Annotated in this window: 21 protein-coding genes; 1 reads left to right on the forward strand and 20 read right to left on the reverse strand. The window is 31.3% G+C overall.

Translation table 11 applies throughout. The features are described from left to right. Positions 1 to 87: 87 nt before the first annotated feature. Positions 88 to 1,731, reverse strand: a complete 1,644-nt coding sequence (locus tag F553_RS0104880) for a putative manganese-dependent inorganic diphosphatase (RefSeq protein WP_018999224.1) — start codon at positions 1,729 to 1,731, stop codon at positions 88 to 90. A 194-nt stretch (positions 1,732 to 1,925) separates the two neighbouring features. On the opposite strand from F553_RS0104880, the gene F553_RS0104885 reads away from it, so the two are divergent. Further along, the gene (locus F553_RS0104885; RefSeq protein WP_018999225.1) at positions 1,926 to 2,711 is read left to right on the forward strand and encodes a tRNA lysidine(34) synthetase; all 786 of its coding nucleotides are present in this window, start codon (positions 1,926 to 1,928) and stop codon (positions 2,709 to 2,711) included. A 31-nt stretch (positions 2,712 to 2,742) separates the two neighbouring features. Here the strand turns inward: F553_RS0104885 and F553_RS12575 are convergent, their stop codons facing one another. From F553_RS12575 to F553_RS0104980, 19 genes are all read right to left on the reverse strand, one after another. Next, positions 2,743 to 2,916 (reverse strand): hypothetical protein, encoded by a 174-nt coding sequence (locus F553_RS12575; RefSeq protein WP_018999226.1) that lies wholly within the window; start codon positions 2,914 to 2,916, stop codon positions 2,743 to 2,745. A 199-nt stretch (positions 2,917 to 3,115) separates the two neighbouring features. Beyond that, positions 3,116 to 3,883 carry a phosphonoacetaldehyde hydrolase gene (phnX, locus tag F553_RS0104895; protein ID WP_018999227.1) on the reverse strand — a complete coding sequence of 256 codons (768 nt, stop codon included), beginning with the start codon at positions 3,881 to 3,883 and terminating at the stop codon, positions 3,116 to 3,118. 56 nt (positions 3,884 to 3,939) lie between these two features. After that, complete coding sequence (gene phnW / locus F553_RS0104900; protein WP_018999228.1) at positions 3,940 to 5,034, reverse strand: 2-aminoethylphosphonate--pyruvate transaminase; 1,095 nt, start codon at positions 5,032 to 5,034, stop codon at positions 3,940 to 3,942. A gap of 163 nt (positions 5,035 to 5,197) precedes the next feature. Then, positions 5,198 to 6,214, reverse strand: coding sequence for an extracellular solute-binding protein (locus tag F553_RS0104905; protein WP_018999229.1), 1,017 nt, complete (start codon positions 6,212 to 6,214; stop codon positions 5,198 to 5,200). Continuing rightward, positions 6,211 to 7,884 (reverse strand): ABC transporter permease, encoded by a 1,674-nt coding sequence (locus tag F553_RS0104910; protein ID WP_018999230.1) that lies wholly within the window; start codon positions 7,882 to 7,884, stop codon positions 6,211 to 6,213. Before F553_RS0104910 ends, F553_RS0104905 begins: the two co-directional genes overlap by 4 nt. A gap of 2 nt (positions 7,885 to 7,886) precedes the next feature. Next, complete coding sequence (locus F553_RS0104915) at positions 7,887 to 8,669, reverse strand: ABC transporter ATP-binding protein (RefSeq protein WP_008538413.1); 783 nt, start codon at positions 8,667 to 8,669, stop codon at positions 7,887 to 7,889. Positions 8,670 to 8,924: 255 nt separating this feature from the next. Then, positions 8,925 to 10,622: a phosphoethanolamine transferase gene (locus F553_RS0104920; protein ID WP_018999231.1), complete on the reverse strand. Its 1,698-nt coding sequence runs from the start codon at positions 10,620 to 10,622 to the stop codon at positions 8,925 to 8,927. Positions 10,623 to 10,800: 178 nt separating this feature from the next. Then, positions 10,801 to 11,523 carry a SagB/ThcOx family dehydrogenase gene (locus tag F553_RS0104925; protein ID WP_018999232.1) on the reverse strand — a complete coding sequence of 241 codons (723 nt, stop codon included), beginning with the start codon at positions 11,521 to 11,523 and terminating at the stop codon, positions 10,801 to 10,803. A gap of 15 nt (positions 11,524 to 11,538) precedes the next feature. Further along, positions 11,539 to 12,240, reverse strand: coding sequence for a bifunctional phosphoribosyl-AMP cyclohydrolase/phosphoribosyl-ATP diphosphatase HisIE (gene hisIE, locus F553_RS0104930; protein ID WP_008538427.1), 702 nt, complete (start codon positions 12,238 to 12,240; stop codon positions 11,539 to 11,541). After that, on the reverse strand, positions 12,240 to 12,998 hold the full coding sequence (gene hisF / locus F553_RS0104935; RefSeq protein WP_008538428.1) for an imidazole glycerol phosphate synthase subunit HisF: 759 nt from the start codon (positions 12,996 to 12,998) through the stop codon (positions 12,240 to 12,242). Before hisF ends, hisIE begins: the two co-directional genes overlap by 1 nt. Positions 12,999 to 13,001: 3 nt before the next feature. Further along, positions 13,002 to 13,733 (reverse strand): 1-(5-phosphoribosyl)-5-[(5-phosphoribosylamino)methylideneamino]imidazole-4-carboxamide isomerase, encoded by a 732-nt coding sequence (gene hisA / locus F553_RS0104940; protein WP_018999233.1) that lies wholly within the window; start codon positions 13,731 to 13,733, stop codon positions 13,002 to 13,004. A gap of 7 nt (positions 13,734 to 13,740) precedes the next feature. After that, a complete protein-coding gene (hisH, locus tag F553_RS0104945) occupies positions 13,741 to 14,361 on the reverse strand; it encodes an imidazole glycerol phosphate synthase subunit HisH (RefSeq protein ID WP_018999234.1) in 621 nt (206 codons plus the stop codon). A gap of 32 nt (positions 14,362 to 14,393) precedes the next feature. After that, positions 14,394 to 14,999, reverse strand: coding sequence for an imidazoleglycerol-phosphate dehydratase HisB (hisB, locus tag F553_RS0104950; RefSeq protein ID WP_018999235.1), 606 nt, complete (start codon positions 14,997 to 14,999; stop codon positions 14,394 to 14,396). 14 nt (positions 15,000 to 15,013) lie between these two features. Beyond that, on the reverse strand, positions 15,014 to 16,081 hold the full coding sequence (hisC, locus tag F553_RS0104955; RefSeq protein WP_018999236.1) for a histidinol-phosphate transaminase: 1,068 nt from the start codon (positions 16,079 to 16,081) through the stop codon (positions 15,014 to 15,016). Continuing rightward, complete coding sequence (gene hisD / locus F553_RS0104960) at positions 16,074 to 17,423, reverse strand: histidinol dehydrogenase (protein ID WP_018999237.1); 1,350 nt, start codon at positions 17,421 to 17,423, stop codon at positions 16,074 to 16,076. The genes hisC and hisD overlap by 8 nt, the downstream gene beginning before the upstream one ends. Continuing rightward, positions 17,424 to 18,086 (reverse strand): ATP phosphoribosyltransferase, encoded by a 663-nt coding sequence (gene hisG, locus F553_RS0104965; protein ID WP_018999238.1) that lies wholly within the window; start codon positions 18,084 to 18,086, stop codon positions 17,424 to 17,426. Between the two features lie 19 nt (positions 18,087 to 18,105). Next, positions 18,106 to 18,657 (reverse strand): HD domain-containing protein, encoded by a 552-nt coding sequence (locus F553_RS0104970; protein WP_018999239.1) that lies wholly within the window; start codon positions 18,655 to 18,657, stop codon positions 18,106 to 18,108. After that, positions 18,657 to 19,850 carry an ATP phosphoribosyltransferase regulatory subunit gene (gene hisZ / locus F553_RS0104975; RefSeq protein WP_018999240.1) on the reverse strand — a complete coding sequence of 398 codons (1,194 nt, stop codon included), beginning with the start codon at positions 19,848 to 19,850 and terminating at the stop codon, positions 18,657 to 18,659. Before hisZ ends, F553_RS0104970 begins: the two co-directional genes overlap by 1 nt. Before the next feature lie 29 nt (positions 19,851 to 19,879). After that, on the reverse strand, positions 19,880 to 20,167 hold the full coding sequence (locus F553_RS0104980) for a YerC/YecD family TrpR-related protein (RefSeq protein WP_008538438.1): 288 nt from the start codon (positions 20,165 to 20,167) through the stop codon (positions 19,880 to 19,882). Positions 20,168 to 20,365 lie beyond the last annotated feature (198 nt).

Below are 20,365 nucleotides of genomic sequence, written 5' to 3' on the forward strand. Positions count from 1 at the left end.
CTAATTAAATTCTATTCATAAAAAAAATGCTGAAATAAAAATATTATTTCAGCATTTTTAATATTATCATCTATAAAATTTTATCTATTAAAGTTTTTTTACAGCTTCAGAAAGTGGTGGAATAATCTGTTTTTTACGGGACATTACGCCTGGTAAATACATAACAGATTTGCTTGCATCTTGTTTGAATGCTTCACCGATTAAGTTTTTAGGTTCGCCACTGAAGAGTAAATAGCTACCTTCGTTGATGATATCAGTAACGATAACGATAGACATTGCATAACCTTCTGCAGTGCATACACGAGCCATTTCAGCTAAGATTTCATCTTGCATAGCCATTACTTGGTCTGTATCCATAACGGATAACTGGCTGATGAGCATTGGATAGTTACCAATCTGGAATTCTTTGGAGTCATTTTTAACGATTTGAGCAGGAGTCATATCGCCGATATCTGCACCAGCTTTGAGCATTGCCATACCATATTCTTTATAATCTACACCAGCGATTTTTGCTAAATATTCTACAGCATCTTTATCTGTTTGTGTGCAAGTTGGGGATTTGAATAATACTGTATCAGAAATAATAGCAGACATTAAAAGACCTGCAATTTCTTTTGGAATTTCCACGCCATATTGTTGATACATATTAGTTACGATTGTACAAGTACAACCAACTGGGCGAACATTGATAAAAATAGGATCGCTTGTTTGTAATCCGCCGAAACGATGATGGTCAACAACTTCGATAATTTTTCCAGATTCAATACCTTCAACAGCTTGAGCTAATTCATTGTGGTCTGTTAAAATAATCTGTTGTTTTTCAGGCATCATGAATTTATCTTTATTTACGATACCAACTAATTTACCATTTTCTACTACTGGATAATTGCGGTATTCATTTGCTTCTAATACACCTTTGATATCACTTAACATATCAGATGGTTTGAAAGATATTACATCTGTAGTCATAATGCTAGAAATTGGTGCACATTGGCTGATAAGACGAGCTGTGCTATAAGTGTCCAATGCTGTAGATAAAATCATTACATTTTCAGCTTTTGCTTTAGCAACTACTTCATCAGAAATAGTTGTATTTCCTGTGATGATTACACAAGCAACTTTTAAATCAATGCATTTAATAAATGCAGATTCTGGTCTATTGCCGATGATTACTACATCGCCAGCTTTGATGCTTTCTGCAACTTTTTCCATGCAAGCAGCAGCTACTTTGATTTCGCCATTGATTTTGCCTTCGTTATTGCCAGCAACTAAAACATCAGCATCAATAACATTAGCAATATCATTGATGCAAGCACCAGAAGCAGATACGCTATCTAATGTAATTTCTTGGAAATAAGCTTTTGCTAAATCGCTAACGCTAGCCATACCAATTAATTTATTTTCATCATCAACTACAGGTATAGAACGAAGATTGCATTCTTTCATAGCCATACCTAAAGTACGAAGATTATCTGTTGCTTTTACAGATTTTTGTACTTTAACAGCAATATCTTTAACTCTTGGATAAATATCACTTACAAGCTGAGGAGCTTCTACACCGAAATATTCTAAAGCATATTTAGTTTCTTTGTTTACGCTACCTGCACGAGCTGGTACAACATTTTCACAGCCCATATTGCGTTTTAAATTTGCATATGCTATTGCAGAACAGATGGAGTCTGTATCTGGATTTCTATGACCAATAGCATAAATTACTTTTTGTTCACTCATAGGTTGAAAAACCTCCATTACAAATTAATAGCTTTGTTTTCTATTATAACAATATTACATAAAATTTAAAAGCTATGATTGATAAAAGATATTATCTTTTGTATAATTCATTTATCCTACCTTTTATCTATTATTTATTTAAATAAGACAATATAATTATTTATCAAATATTTATTATAAGAAAGGATTTTTTTATGCAACCATTACCTAAAGAATATTTAAGTCGCATAATCCGTGCAGTTGTTGAATTCCAATTAATTGAAGATAATGATAAAATCCTAATCGGTCTATCTGGTGGCAAAGATAGCCTATTTATGGCATACGCTTTAACAGAATTAAAAAATACTTTAAAGAAAAATTTCACACTAGGAGCAATCACCATAAATCCTATGTTTACTAAAGATTTTTCTTGCGAAGCTATGCAAAAATTCTGCGATAAATTAAACATGCCTTACCATATTCATGAAGTAAATATCGCTGAAACTATCGCTAATCAAGATAATAAAAACGCTTGTTATTCCTGTGCTTTCTTCCGCCGTGGTGCAATCAATGGCTATGCCAAAGAACATGGCTACAATAAAATAGCCTATGCCCATAATCATGATGACGCAGTAGAAACTTTCTTCATGAATTTATTTTATTCTGGTCAATTAAAGACTTTCATGCCATCTACTTATTTAAGTCGTTCTGATGTAACTGTAATCAGACCATTGCTTTATTTCCGTGAAGAAGAAATAAGAAATGCCATCTCACTTCATGGTCAAGAACCTTGTGCTCCACCATGTCCATTCAATGGCAATACAATGCGTCAAAAAGCTAAAAATTTAATTGAAGAATTATCTAAAGAAAATCCTCTTTTATATGAACATTTAAGTGCTGCTATGCGTACAACAGCTATTGGTGATTTATGGCCACCTATCAAAAATCGCAAAGAAATGAAACCTTATTATTATCAATTCTTTAAAAATCAACAAAAATAAAAAAATCTCTATGTTTAAAAATGGAAAATTATCAACCAAATTTAAGCATAGAGATTTTTCTTTCCGGAGGCACTTTTTTATTTAAAGAACGCTTATAAAAATTATGTTTAAAGATTTCTTTCATTTTATTTTGCATAAATTTTATCATAATCATTAAATTTTTAGCCATCAAATCCATTGCAGATAGTTTGCTTCCTTTAAACATAATATAATCCCTCACAATCATTATAAGTTTAAAAACTTAAATACCATAAAATACTTATAAATTATTTTAACTAACTACATTATAAATAATCTTTGTGAAATCTAAATTTTAAAATTATAAAATTTAATTAAAAAACTCATCAAAAAAGGCTGTAATAATCTATCACGTTCAATTATTACAGCCTTTATAAATTCATCTATTATTTTAAAATATCCAATAAACCACTGATATCTCTAATAATATATTTCGCACCAGCATCTTGATATGCAGATACTACTTTTAAATCCATTGCATTTTTCTTATCTTCAGATAGTGCTTCATATTCTTCTTGACTTAAGCCCATCAAAGAACTGCCTTCGATGATACCTACAGTATCAATACCAGCATTAACGCCTTCTTTAATATCTGCAATAGTATCGCCAACTTTTAATACTTTATCCACAGAAATTAATTCTAAAGCTTCCATATTGCGGAAAATCATATAAGGATATGGACGGCCTTTACTATTTACCATATCAGGGCTAATCCAAAAATCAGGAGTATATCCTTGCTGTTTTGCTCTATCTGTTACGATTTTCATCATATCACTTGTATAGCCTGTAGTAGAACCAATTTTTAAGCCTTTATTTCTAATTTCAATAATTGTTTCTAATACATGTGGTTTTATATCTGTATATTTATCTAAAACTTCAAAGATTTTACGTTCACTGATTTCATAGATTTTTTGTACGTCATCTTCTGTCCAATCTCGATTATATTTTTCTTTCCATAAATTATTGATGCGTTCCATTTGAAGCATTGTTCTTACATGGTCAATTTTTAACATTCCCATTGGTTTTCTAATTTCTTCCATTGTAGGTTCAATGCCAAAAGATTTAAAAGCTTCATCAAAAGCTCTTACTGGTGCCATACAACCATAATCTACTGTAGTGCCTGCCCAATCAAAAATAATACCTTCGTATTTCATTAATAAATTCTCCTTACTTAATTAAATCTCCACTAAAATTAAAGTCTCAACTACAATTATTTTTTACTATTAAGAAAATCTGTCATAATGCTAGATAATTTATACATATCTTCTGGATAAATTTCCCCAATAGTACCAATGCGGAAAGTCTGTGCATCTGTTACTTTACCTGGATAAATAGCATATCCTCTGTCTTTAATATATTGATACATTTCAGCAAAATCAAAATTACTATTTTCTGGATAATAGAATGTAGTGATGATTGGACCTTGATGAGTGCTTTCAATATATGGTTTTATACCAAGTTTTGCCATTTCTTCGATAAGAATGCGATTATTTTCACTATAACGTTTATTTCTAGCTACAATACCGCCTTCTGCTTTTAATTCTTTAATAGCTTGAGCAAATGCTAATACTACATGTGTAGGTGAAGTAAATCTCCATTTACCATCTTTGCTCATAGTTTCCCATTGTTCATATAAATCTAAAGAAAGACTTCTTGCTTTACCTTTAGATTGCATTAATTTTTCACGATTACAAATGATAAAGGAAAAACCTGGCACACCTTGAATACATTTATTTGCACTACTGATGATAAAATCAATGCCTAATTTTTCAACTTCAATATCCACACCGCCAAAGCTAGACATAGCATCAACTATTAAAGTTTTTCCATATGCTTTAACTACTTTTGCCACAGCTTCAATATCATTTAAAATACCAGAAGTTGTTTCACTATGAACTATAGAAACATGTGTAATTTGTGGATTTTCCTGCAATAATTCTTCTACAACTTTTGCATCTGGAATTTTATCAAAATCTTGTAAATACATTTTATAAGTTATTTTGGCATGTTGAGCAATTTCTGCCATACGTTTACCATAAGCGCCATTTGCACAGATTAATAAACAATCATCTTCGCCAACAACAGAAGTAAGTACAGATTCTACACCAAAAGTTCCACTGCCCTGCATGAGAATTGCTGTATATTTTTCTTTATCTACATCTGCTAATTCTAATAAATCATCAATGATGGATAATGTAATTTTTTTGTAATCATCGTCCCATGTGCAATGGTCAAACATCATTTCTTTTTTCACTGTTTCAGTAGTAGTGAGTGGCCCTGGAGTTAATAATTTATAATTTTTCATTTTTATACACCTTTCTTTATAATCATGTTAACTAAAAATATCAAACTGTCCTCTACATTAAGAAATTTCCTAATACTAAAGATTTTCTCTTTGTATTAAGAAATTTCTTATTTTGCATATTAATTGTATTTAACTACATATACCCTAAAATAAATCATTAAAATTAAAGTTGTTTAGCTGCTTCAGATAAATCTTGATGTTTTTTCAATAAATCAACAGATAATTTTTCAGCAAAAGTTTTTGGATATGCTGATTTATTTACAGAATCAGAAGCTTCACCTTCATAAATTGGATTTGGATAAGATTTTAATAAATCTACTCTAGCATTGTGAATAATACATTCTGCCATTTGCATTGCAAGTGGATTTGTTTTATCGCCCTTATCTACAACTGCAATAGATTCAGTCAAAGAGAAATTACCTTCTGTTGGATCTACAAAATCAATAGGTAAACCTTTTAATTTATCAGCAACAGCCTGCTGTCTTAAACCAAAACCGATAGCCACTTCACCAGCACGAACTTTTTTAAGTGGTGCAGAACCAGAATTTTCAATATGTGGACCTGCATTTTTATAAATGCCACCTAAAATATTTTTAGCTTCTTCATCACCGTAAGCAGAAACTAAACCTTGAATTAATAACCAAGCTGTAGATGATGCTTTTACATCTGTTACAGAAATTTGGTCTTTATAAATAGGATTTGCTAAATCTTTGATGCTTTTTGGCATAGGAAGATTTGCTTCTTTTAATTTTTCAGTATTTACAATGATAGTGCCTTCTTGAGAAGTGATTGGTGCATAGAAATTAACTTTTTCAGTTAATGGTTTATAATCAAAAGTTAAATCTGTGAACATTTTATTTTTTTCTTGCGCACTATCTAAGTAGAAAGAACTCATAGTTACTACATCAGCTTCAATATTTTTACCTTCTACCATTAATTTACCGCCAAGTTCAGAAGTACCGAAAGTCTGGAACATATATTTATCTTTAAAACCATTGTTATCTAATGCTTTTTTCATAGCATCTACTGCTTCATCATCTGCATTAGAATAAATAACTACTTTTCCATCATTTCCACTAGATGCACTATCGCTACCAGATGTACCACAACCACCAAATAGCATAGACGCACATAATGCCGTACCTGCTAATAACATTGATAAGATTTTTTTCTTTTTCATACTATAGCCTCTCCCTTTGTTATCATTTCTTTTTTCTCTTTTTTCACACTAATTTTCTTTTTAGCTAATACAGTCAATAGACCTTTTACAATTAAATTTGTAGCTAAAATCAGCATGGATAATACGAAGATTTCATTAAATTTACCAAAATACTGTAATTCTTTTATTTTGGCTGTAATAACCATAGTCTGAGCACCAGCTATGAAAATAACTGCACTAATAGTTACCATGGCATTGATAAAGTAATATCCTAATACTTCAAAAATAGTAGTTTTTATATTTGGTGTGATAATTCTATATAATGTTTTAAACCAACTATCTCCCATCAATAAAGCTGTATTTTCCCATGATTTATTCAATTTCTCTAAGGAATTTTTAAGCATTAAATATGGTGTGGAGAAGAAGTGAATTACATTACAAATGATGATTAAAGCAAAAGTATTTTGTAATGTAGTTCCTGAAAAGAACATCATATAAGCGATACCAATTACCATACCTGGAATTGTATTTGTAATCAAAGCAATCGCTTCAATGGCAAATTTCTTTTCATTGATAAAATCACTTCTAGCAGTGATTAAAGCTGCACCATAAGATACAACAAGTCCCACTACAGCAGATAAAGTAGCCACTAATAAGGAATTTGTATATACATCAATAATGCTAGAATCATTTAAAATTTCTACGAGATGCGCTGTTGTAAATTGCATACGATATGGCCATTCATCAATAAATGGTATCATGAAGATTACAACGAACATGGATAAAATTATCACTAAAATAACAGTAGATAATCCGCCCCAAACAAAATCACGTACTTTGTTTACTTTCAATTCCACTTGAGAAATTTTGTTATAACGCACATTATAACGTTGTAGATAACACAATAAAGCAATACTAATAATTGATGGTAATAACATCACAATGGCTACTACAGCACCACGATTAAAATCAGGAATACTTCCCATCATTTCTTCATATAAAACTGTAGCAATTACCTGATATTTACCACCGACTGAAGCTGGAATACCATAATCTGTGAAGCATAAGAAAAAGCATTGTATAAATGAAGCTGCAAGTGTTCCTAATAATGGTCTAATAAGTGTCTGTCTAAAAGTTTTAAATAAACTATCGCCCATGATTTTTGATACAATCATGAATTTCTTATCAATATATTTCATAGCATTATAAATGAGTAAAAATGCTATTGGCATGGTGTAGATTATATAACCTATCAACAAACCATTAAAACCATAAATATCAATTTGTATATTGAATACTTTTGTTAAAAAACCTTGTTTTCCTAAAGAATAAATTATTGCAAATCCATATGTAATTGTTGGCAAAAACATAGGTGCTATAGCCAATATTTGAATTAAACGCTTAGCTGTTTTATTTATATTTGTATAATGGATAGTATAGGCTAAAATAAATGCTAATAACGTACTTAAAATCGCACTAGTTGAAGCAATTGCTATACTATTGCCAAAAGCCGTAGCGAATTTATCTTCATCTAACATTGTGGCAAAGTGTTTTAAGCCTACACCATCACCTACTGCTATAGATTGATATAAAATTTCTATAAACGGTAGTAATAAAAATCCTGCAAAAATTATAATTACAGCTATAAAAATCATCTGTAATTCTTTTTGTTTAGTTTTTAAAATATTCATCATTAACCCACCTGAAGAATCTCTTTTCTATCTCTATTGTTACCATCCCAAAATAATTCTAAGATATTATTTCGTTTGATTTCTAACTGACGTAAGATAAATTCACTGACAAAATCATTTGCAGGTTTTTTGATAATTTCCTCTGGTGTACCAAATTGAGAAATCTGACCTTCATTTACAATCAAAACTTTATCAGATAAAGTCAATGCTTCTTCTGGGTCATGTGTAACTATGATTGTAGTCAATTTAAAATCACGAGCTATTTCTTTGATTTTCTGTTTGATAGATTCTTTGATAACACCATCTAAAGCAGATAAAGGCTCATCTAATAATAAAATTTTAGGTTTCATCACCAAAGTTCTAGCAAGTGCAGTTCTTTGTTTCTGTCCACCAGATAATTCTTCGATTTTCTTTGTTAAATGTTTGCCTAAACCTAATAAATTGATTAAGTCTTGAACTTCTTTTGTTGTAGAAATATTTGGCTTATTTTTTAATCCGTAAACAATATTTTCATATACATTTAAATTAGGGAATAATGCATAATCCTGAAATACGATATTAAAACCGCGTTTTTCCATTGGCATCTGTGTTATATCTTCACCATCAAAAATAATTCTGCCTTCACTCACTTGAGTAAGCCCTAAAATTAAATTTAATAAAGTAGTTTTACCACAACCAGATGGCCCTAAAATAGAAACGATTTCTCCTTTTTCTATTTTTAAGTTAATATTTTTAAGAACTTCTATTCCTTCATATGATTTCCTAATCTTTTTTAACTCTAACATTTTTTACCCTCATTCAATTAATTTTTAATCTTAATAACATACTTAATTCAACATCATCTATTTAACCAAAATTTAACTTTTACCTCTATCATTATCTTGTAATAATTTTATGAAAATCTTGTAAATTTATATAAACTTTGTAAAAACAAGCAATATATATGCAAAAATAATGTAAAAACAGTAAAAAATCATACTATAAACAGCAAAAAAAATCCCCAATACAGCAAAATGCCGTATTAGGGATTTTTCTATTATTTATCTTTTATTTTTTATTTCTGTATCATAATCCATACCATCAAAGATACGAGGTCTTTGTTCATTGAATTTATCATTTACAATGCTTCTTGTAGGGTCAAATTCAGCTGTTTTTATATCTGCTAAATCCATAACAGTATGAATCATATCATCTGTCATATAAGGTCTATCAGCAGCTCTTTTGATTTGCTCCCATTTTTCAGGATATTTTGCTCTGAATTTTTCTGATGCCCACATAATAACTGGTATTTCAATCATATGATGTGTAGGATTTTCTTCAATATGACCTGACATATCTTCGCCTTCATCATACACAGCTTCACCATGGTCAGGAACATAAATAACTAAAGTTTCACTATCACGGAATTTATCAATAATACTGCTTACTATATAATCATTATAATAAAGCGCATTATCATATTGAGCTACGATTTCTTTTTTACCATCTGTAATTGGTAAATTGATATCATCTTTACTAAATTTACTAAAACTATAAGGGAAACGATTATAATATAATCCATGTCCGCCCATCAAATGAACTACATAGAAATTTTTATCTTCACTTCTATTTGCTATAGCATCATCAATAAGAGGGAATAATTCACCATCAACAATACCATAATCTTCTCTTGAATCGCGAATACGAGTAAATGCACTTACATCACTATGAGCTGCATAAATCTGAGCTACATTGCCCCAAACACCTGAAGTTTCTTGATTAGATAACCAATATGTTTTATATCCTGCAGCATTCATTACATCAATTAAATTATTGTAATGATACCATTCTTGGTCTGATTCACGATTACAAAATGTAAATAACTTACTCAATACTGCAATTGTAGTAGAATGAGGACTTACTACATCTCGAAAAACACTGATTTCACCTTTTTCATTTAAAGCATCAAGATTTGGTGTATTCGGTAAATAATATCCATAAAGATGCATATGGTTTCTATTTGTAGACTCACCTAAAATAAATACAATATTTTTTATTTCACTCTTATTTTCTGTGAGTTCTACCTTGCTATTTACTTGAGAAGAAAGCTCTCTATACGCTTGCATATTTCTTACAGCGACAGAAGTAGAAGCATATACCCTTTGTACTGGTAAGACTTCATCGTCCCAAATAAAATCTGTATATACAGTAAACATTCTTATAGTATAAAACACACTTAAAACCATCAAAGTACATACTATACCTGATTTTGTCTTTTGTTTTAAAGTAATTTTTTTCAGTGGATTATATTTATATAAACCTACAATTAAAGCAATTAAAACAATGACAGAAGCCACTCCTGAAAAACCTATATACATAGAGAAAAATTCTGTAGCTTCTCGCATATTTGTTTCAAGTGCAGAATTTATAATACCTGTGCCAATCAAAGCCTTATAGCAATACATTGTAAAAAATTCACCGATAAATATAAGCCCTATTGGTATGACCAATACCGTTTTTACAATTTTTTGCAAAAATCGTTTTGGCAATAAATCAATAAGACAAGTTATTATCAATGAACCTAACCATACAGAAAAAATATATCCAATCGCCACGTCAATTTTATCTTCATCAAAAAGTGACCACGCTGTAGTTAAACTATTAATTATAAATAAAATCATGATAAACATAAAATGTTCATCAAAAATTCTTTGTAAATAACCTGTAAGTTTTCCTATAAAACCTTTATTTAACAACACAAAACGCCCTTTCTTAAGTCTATTTATTTTATATGTAAAATTTTTGTAAATAACTAAAATAAATATATACTATAAAAATTATTTTGGCAATAAAAAAGAATATTTTTATGACAAAAACCTCAAGAATTATTATATAACTCTTGAGGTTTTACTTATTTTTATATTATGCAATTAAAAATTATTTGCCTACACCAGCACCATAGACAACAAATTGATTTTCTCCATCAAAACCGAGATTTTGATTTAAAACTTCATCATCAAAAGCACCTAATGCACATACTTTTATATGCATTGTCTGTGCTGCTAAATATAAGTTTTGGCAAACATGTCCAGCATCTAAATAAATATAGCGATATGCTCTTTCACCAAACATGCAATCCATTCTTTCATAAACAGCTGTCCATAAAAATACTACAGCTGCATTATTTGCTACACCTACTGTAGAAAATTGGCTACAGATTTTTTCTTCAATATCTTCTGCGTCAGATACTAATAATAATTTATGCTCTAATGGTAAAAAGCGATATAAACCTGGTTTTATACCTTCAACACGGCGAATATATAAAAATGTTTCCAATGCATTTCTACCGCCAGCAGAAGGTACATTTCTAATAGTCTTTGTCTGCATTACCATTTTTACGCCTTGAGTACACCATAAAAGATATGATAATTCTTTATTAGATAATTCTTTTGTATCATCATATTGACGAAGTGTAGAACGAACTTCTATCATTTCCAAAAAGTTCACCTGACTATCAGGTAAAATATCTGGATCTACAAGGTCAACTAATACTGCATTTTTTGCATATGGTAATTCAAAAGGTGGCAAATTATCTATTTTTTTTGCAGTACCACGCTTCCATGCAGAATCTTTCATATAGTCAAGTCTAGCTTGTCCCATCATCAATTCTCCTCTTTAAGATTTATTTTTTTTGATTTCTTTCTTGCCAAATCTATGATATTCTCCACCATTTCTTCTGCTCATCAATTCAGCTAATAAATCATCTGGAGTAATATTATGATATGCCAATAAAACAAGACAATGATACCATAAATCGCTCATTTCATAAAGAATTTCTTCTTTATCCATATTTTTAGAAGCAATTATTGTTTCAGTACATTCTTCGCCCACTTTTTTCAAGATTTTATCTTGACCTTTTTCAAATAAATAATTAGTATATGAACCTTCTACTGGATTTACTTGACGGTCTTTAATTGTTGCATATAAATCATTTAAAACTTTAGCAATAGAAGTATTATCCTGTGGTTGAGCCATAGGTACTAAATCTTTACTATCTGGGAATAATCTGCGATCAGTAAAGCAAGTATATGTGCCAGTATGACAAGCCATACCTGTTTGATGAACTTTTACCAACAAAGTATCACCATCACAATCATAATAAATTTCACTGACAGATTGTTTATTGCCAGAAGTTGCCCCTTTATTCCAAAGTTCTTGACGAGAACGACTATAAAACCATGTATATCCTGTTTCTATAGTTTTTTGTAGTGATTCTTTATTCATATATGCAAGCATTAAAACTTTGCCATTAGCTTCTTGCACTACAGCTGGCACCAAGCCTTTTTCATCAAATTTTACTTTGTCGATATCTATCATTACAATCTAACCTCCACACCACGAGATTTTAAGTATTCTTTTACTTGGCGAATACTAAATTCTCCATAATGGAAAACTGAAGCAGCAAGTACTGCATCAGCTTTTCCTTCTGTTAATACTTCGTAAAAATGTTCTAATTTTCCTGCTCCACCTGAAGCAATTACTGGTACATTTACAGCTTCTGAAACTGCACGTGTTAGTGGTATATCATAACCATTTTTTGTACCATCAGCGTCCATACTTGTGAGCAAGATTTCACCCGCTCCCAAAGAAACTGCTTTTTTCACCCATTCTAAACAATCTATTCCCGTTGGTGTTCTACCACCATTTATATAAACTTCCCAAGAATTTTCGCCATTTCGTTTAGCATCTACAGCAAGCACGATACATTGATTGCCAAATTTTTCTGCTCCTTCTTTGATTATAGAAGGGTCTTTTATCGCTGCTGTATTCATAGATACTTTATCTGCACCAGCCTTGAGCATTTTGCGCATATCTTCTACAGTTCTAATTCCTCCACCAATGGTAAATGGAATGAAAACTTGACTTGCACAATCATTTGCTACTTTTACAATAGTATCACGTTGTTCATTAGAAGCTGTTATATCTAAAAAAACAAGCTCATCTGCCATTTCTTTATCATATACAGACGCAAGTTCTATAGGGTCGCCTGCATCACGCAAAGAAACGAAATTTGTTCCTTTGACAACTCGTCCTGCTTTTACATCAAGACAAGGGATTATTCTTTTTGTGTACATTATTTATCCCTCCTTAGCTATTTTTATAGCCTCTTGTAAAGATAAATTATCTGTATAAATAGCTCTACCTACGATTACGCCTTCAATGCCATCTTGTTCATAGCCTTTTAAAATTTTAATATCTTCAATAGAAGATACTCCGCCAGAAGCTACTACTTTTACCCCGCTATAACTTGCAAGTTCTGCTGTTGCTTTTGCATTTACACCAGATAAAGTGCCATCACGAGAAATATCTGTATAAATAATATGTTTTACACCAGCTTCAGCCATTTTTTTAGCCAATTCTTTCGCTTCCACATTGCCAGATACGCCCCAGCCATCAACAGCTACAATGCCATCTTTAGCATCAATACCTACAACAATGCGTTCACTGCCATATTTTTTGCAAGCATCTTTTACTAATTGCGGATCTTTTACAGCTACAGAACCCAAAATAACACGACTAACACCCATATCTAAAACTTGCTTTATATTTTCCATAGTGCGAATACCGCCACCAAGTTCTACAGGGATATTCACTGTTTTTAGTATCATTTCTACAACATCTAAATTCTGTGATTTTCCTTTTAAAGCTCCATCTAAATCAACTAAATGAAGGTATTGACCGCCTTCATCTTCCCATTTTTTTGCCATGATTTCTGGACGTTCAGAAAATACAGTTTCCTGATTAAAATCACCTTTTACAAGGCGTACACATTTACCATTTCTAATATCTATCGCTGGAAAAATAATCAATCTTCATTCACCCTTCTACAAAATTTTTAATAATTTTTAAACCAATATCACCTGATTTTTCAGGGTGAAATTGTGTCGCTACTACATTATCTTTTCCCACAGCAGCTACCAATTCTTCGCCATAACTAGATTTAGCTAAAATTATGGATTTATCTTCTGGACAAGCCTGATAGCTATGTACAAAATAAACATATGGTTCTTCTTTCAATCCTGCAAATAAATTAATATTTACATTCTGATTATTTTTTTCATCTATAACTAAAGAATTCCAACCCATATGCGGAATTTTTAGCCCAGGAGCATTTATTTTTTTTACCATGCCTTTAAAAATTCCTAAGCCTTTTACTTCTGGTGACTCCTCACTGCCTTCAAACATGATTTGTTCACCCACACAAATTCCCATTACAGGTTTTCCTTGTTCAATAGCTTCTAAAACAGAATTTTTTAAGCCTGATTGCTCAAAATTTTTCATGCAATCACCAAAAGCACCTACACCAGGAAGTACAATTTTATCGGCTTTTTCTATTACTTTTGCATCACTTGTAAGCACTACATCTGGAGAAAATTTCAAAAATGCTTTCTCTACACTAAATAAATTGCCTACACCATAATCTACAATTGCAATCATTAGAATAACTCCTTTAACTAAAAATTTTTATCTTATTCTAATACTCCTTTTGTTGAAGGAATTTTATCTAATGCTCTCTGGTCAAATTCTACAGCTTGTCTTAAAGCATGACCTAAAGCTTTAAATACACCTTCTACTTTATGATGAGAATTTTTTCCATACATCACTTTTATATGCAATGTAATTCCAGCATTAAAGGCAAAAGCTCGCATAAATTCTTCGACAAGTTCTGTATCAAAATCGCCAATCATAGGAGCTAACTCACCCATATCACATACTAAATAAGGTCTACCACTTATATCTAAAGACACCAAAGCTAACGCTTCATCCATAGGAACATAAAAAGTTCCATAGCGATTTATACCACGTTTATCACCAATTGCTTCTTTAAAAGCTTGCCCTAAGGCAATACCACAATCTTCTACACTATGATGACCATCAACTTCTATATCTCCATCACAGAAAATATCCATATCTATCAAGCTATGCGCTGATAATAAAGTCAACATATGGTCAAAAAAGCCTATTTTAGTCTTAATATTTGATTTTCCTGTGCCATCAAGATTTAATTTTATATCAATAGATGTTTCTGCTGTAGTGCGTTTTATAGCACCACAGCGTTTTTTATTTAAATCCATACCATTCAATCCTTTTAATTTTGACTTTCTACAAAATCTTTTATAGCTTTATACACAGCATCATTTTCTGGTCTAGTTCCCATAGAAATGCGCAAGCAATTTTCAAGTCTTGGAGCATTGCCAAAAGAACGCACACCAATACCGATATTTTCAAGATATTCATTTAAAGCTACAGCTTTATCATATTTTATCAAGATGAAATTAGTTGCAGATGGATAAACTATTATTCCATCGATTTGACTCAACTGTTCGCTTATGCGTTTTCTTTCTGCCACTGTCATTTGAATGCGTGGAATATATTCGTCTCTCATTTGATACACTATATCAGCAGTGATAGCAGATAATACATTTACATGATATGGCATACAAGCTTTGCCTACCATTTCAATAATTTTTTTATCAGCAATCAAATAACCTACTCTTGCACTAGCTAATCCATAAGCTTTAGAGAAAGTTCTTGCTATCATCAAATGTGGATAATCTTTTAAAAATCTCATTGCAGACTCGCCATCAAATTCTACATATGCTTCATCAATGACTAAAGCACAATCAATATTTTTAGCTACATATTCAATATCTGCCATAGGAATTTTTGTACCAGTAGGATTATTTGGGGAACAAATAACAGCAAGAGAAGCTTTATTTTCTTTTACAGCATTGACAAAATCACTTGCATTGAACGTATAATCATCATTTAAATCCACAGGTACACCAATGGAGGCGCTAAATTTAGCATAGATTTTATACATGGAAAAAGATGGTTGTGGATATACTATTTTTCTACCTCTACCGCCAAAAGCGAAGAATAATTTTTCCAAAATTTCACTTGAACCATTAGCGATTAAAATATTTTCTTTATCTAATCTAAAATTATCAGCAATTTGTTCCGCTAATAATTCAACTTGTTCATTAGGATAACGGTTAAAAGCTACAGAAGCTAATCGCGCCATCAATCTATCTTCAATTATTGGTGGCAAATTCATATTAGACTCATTTGCATTTACCTTTATATCCCAATCACGCTCCACTACATCGTAGCTAGGCATATCTTTTAAACCAGTTCTATATTTTAATTTAATCAATTTTTTCACCTCTTAATTTTATTGCATTTGCATGAGCTTGTAATCCTTCTGCTTCAGCTAAACGAACGATATCAGAACTTACCTCTTGCAAAGCTTTTTGTGTATATGAAATTATGCTTGTACGTTTCATAAATGTTTCTGTATTCAATACAGAATAATAACGTGCTGTGCCACCTGTAGGAAGTACATGGTTTGGCCCTGCAAAATAATCTCCAAGTGGTTCAGGAGAATAAGCACCTAAAAATACTGCACCTGCATGACGTACATAAGGAAGTAAACTAAATGGATTTTCAGTCAAAATCTCCATATGTTCTGGTGCAGAGTAGTTCGCAAGTTCCATTGCCTGCATGAGATTTTCAGTCAAAATAATGCGACCATTTCTTTCTAAAGATGCTTTGGCAATTTCTTTTCTAGGCAATTTAGCTAATTGTTTTTCTACTTCTGCCAAAACTTTATCTGCTAAGGCTTCATCATCAGTGAGTACAATACTAGAAGCGAGCATATCATGTTCTGCCTGACTTAACATATCCGCTGCTGTATATACTGGGTCTGCTGTTTTATCTGCTACAATCAAGATTTCACTTGGACCTGCTAGCATATCAATATCACAATGTCCATATACTGCTTTTTTGGCAAGAGTTACGAAAATATTACCAGGACCTGTGATTTTATCAACTTTCGGAATAGTTTCTGTTCCAAAAGCCATAGCAGCTATAGCTTGAGCTCCACCTACTTTATAAATAGCATCAACACCTGCTTCTTTAGCAGCTATCAATACATATGGATTTAATTTTCCATCACGAGATGGTGGTGCCATCATGATGATTTCTTTAACACCTGCCACTTTTGCTGGCATTACATTCATCACTACAGAAGAAGGATAAGCTGCTGTTCCACCTGGAACATAAACGCCTACTCTATCTAATGGTATTACAGATTGCCCTAATATAGAGCCATGATTTCTATATGTAATCCATGAATTTGGTTTTTGTTCTTGGTGATATCTACGCACATTTTCGATAGCTTTACGCAAAGAATTTACGATATCTTCATCAGCTACTTCATATGCTTGAGCATATTCTTCTTGTGTTACTAAAAATTGACTAGGAGTGAAATCTGCTCCATCTAATAATTTTGTATATTTAATCACAGCTTCATCACCATTATGGCGAACTTCATTTACAATGCGTTCTACAATCTGATTAGCTGTTAAATCTTCACCGTATAATTCTTTATTTTTTTCACGAATGCGAGGATTTAATTCCACTTTATCGAAAGCGGCTTTATCTAATTTTTTTTGTATTGCTTCTAAGCCTAATTCTTTTACTTTTAAAACTTCCATTTATTCATTAGCCCCTTCCAATTCCATTTCCAAAGCTTTTACTAATTTACTGATGCGGTCAAATTTTAATTTAAAACTTGCACGATTAGCAATCAATCTAGCACTAGCTTCAGCAATAAATGCTATTTCTTCTAAATTATTTTCACGAAGTGTAGTTCCTGTTTCCACTATATCGACGATACTTTCAGATAGACCTACGATTGGCCCTAATTCGATAGAACCATTCATTTTTATATATTCCATCTGCATACCTTTACTTGTGAAAAATTGTTTTGCCACATTAGGGAATTTAGTTGCTACACGTGTATGTGTATAATCTGTTAATTTTGCTCTTTTTTTATCTTTTGGCACAGCCATCATCAAATGACATCTGCCAAAACCTAAATCCAATAATTCATAAACATCTTTTTGAGCTTCCATCAACACATCTTTACCAATAACACCTATATCTGCTGCTCCATGTTCTACATATGTAGGCACATCAGCCGTTTTAGCTATGATAAATTTCAATTTTAATTCTTCATTAGTTATGACTAATTTTCTTGATTTTTCTTCTAAATTGTCAGCTACAAAACCAACTTTAGCAAATAAATCTTTAGCTAAATAAAATAATTTGCCTTTTGGTAATGCTATCGTTAAATATTGCATATCGTCTTTTATCATAAAATCTAACCTCTTTTTATCAATTTAAACTATCCGCTAAACAAAGTATCTGTAGTTCACTACAAGCTTTACAATCAACTTTATCATGATGATATCTTATTATTTCAGCAATATTATTAAGACCTAATCCACTTAATTTTTCAGCGCCCAGTTGTGCATGATTGTAATAAATATACAAAGCATATCTTCTTTTTTGCCAAAAACTTTTTTCTTTATTTAATTTTAGCTTTTCAGCCCTATTAGCCCATTGTTTACTTTTTTGTGGTAAAAATTTTCCTAAAAGCACACTTGTTACTTTATCCATCAAACAAATATCTTTAGCTGTTCTACCTACATCATGAAGTAAACAAGCTCTTATCAATAAATTGCAATCTATATTTTCATATTGATTTTGCTCTATAATTTTTTGTGCTGTATATGCCACATTCAATACATGACGTTGGTCATAGACTCGCATGACAAAAAATAATTTTTGTTCTTCAGCATTTAAATATTTATCAATAAATACTTTGTCTTCTACTGTCAGTTTAGCTTTAATAGCTCGCCAAAATTGTCTTATACGCTTAATCATTATTCTAAATAAATTAATTCCTTAAATAATTTATTTTTGATATAAAGCTGTGCCTGCGCCTTAGTTTGATTTGTTAAAGCTAATTCCACAACTTTTCCTTCAGCACGCAATTCATTTACTAAAGCAATAGCATCATTTAATTTATCACTTGTATAGGCAACATATATATCCTTTTGATTTTCATCACTCGTAAATTCATCAATATTATTTTGTTTATCTAAAGCTAACATCAATCTTTCTATACCCATGGCAAAACCTGTAGCAGGGCAATCTGTGCCAAAATCAGATAACATTTTGTCATATCTACCACCACCGCAAATTGGATAACCTATCATTGGTGCATATACTTCAAAAATCATACCTGTATAATAATCAAAATCACGAATAACACCTAAATCGAATTTTACAAAATCTGCTAAATTATATGCTTTCAATAAAGTGTAAATATCATGTAGATTATCTAAAGCTTTTCTACTTTGTTCATTCAATGCCAAATTATTTGCAATCTCTAAAACTTCTTCTTTTCCCTGTAACATTGGAATAGATTTTAATGCTTCTTTTGCTTGTTTAGGCAATTTTGTATCTTCTACAGCATTAGTTAAATCCACTAAGTTTCTCTGTTCTAAAGCTTGTCTAATTTGTAATTGTTTTTCTTGAGATAATCCCATCTGTTGCATGATACCATTGATAAAATCAACTTGACCTATACATACCTCAAAATTTTTCAAGCCAACTTTTTGTAAACTATCCACAGCTAAAGCAATTACCTCAGCATCACCTAAGGCTTCAGCTACCCCCATCAATTCTACGCCAGCTTGATAAAATTCACATTGACGACCTTCTTGTGTCTGTTCATAACGATATACATTACTGATATAAGAAAGCTTATATGGAAGAATATCATCACTCATTCTACTAGCTGCTACACGCGCAATTGGTGTTGTCATTTCATGACGAAGAGCTACTGTTTTATTATTTTTATCAAAAAATTTAAATAGATGAGTTTCTATGCCACTACGATTATTAATCGTTAAAGTATCTACATATTCAATTGTTGGTGTAACAATTTCATCATAACCCCAAAGACTAAAATTTTTTGCCAATTTAGATTCAATCTCACGTTTTACTTTTGCATCTTTTGGCAAAAAATCTCTTGTTCCATACGGTATTTCTAATAATAGACCTTTGTTCATAAAAAATATTCCTCCATTCATTGCCTTTGTTATTTTAAACGGTTCAATACCGTATCATAACCATCTGCTCCATAATTTAAGCAGCGCTTTACTCGACTGATTGTCGCTGTACTCGCTCCTGTGCGTTCTACGACTTCTTCATAAGTATGACCAGCACGAAGCATTCTAGCTACTTCTAATCTTTGAGCCAAAGCTTTCAATTCACTTACTGTACAAATATCTTCAAAAAACTGATAACATTCTTCTGTATCCTTGAGTGTTAACATAGCCTTACATAACTGATCCGTTAAATTATCTCTTAATTTAGGATTTACCATTTTTATACTCCTTTTACTTTTTTACTTTATCACTTTAACTTACGAAAATTTTATATATATAATAATCCATCTATATCTAACTGTCAAGTATGAGCTAAATTACTATAAATTTAAACAATTAAGAAGAAATATCAGAAAATTCATATTTAAAATATTTTTTTTATTTTTGTGTTGACAATATGGGGGTATAAATGCTAT

The organism is Megamonas rupellensis DSM 19944, from assembly GCF_000378365.1.
GTDB lineage: Bacteria > Bacillota > Negativicutes > Selenomonadales > Selenomonadaceae > Megamonas > Megamonas funiformis.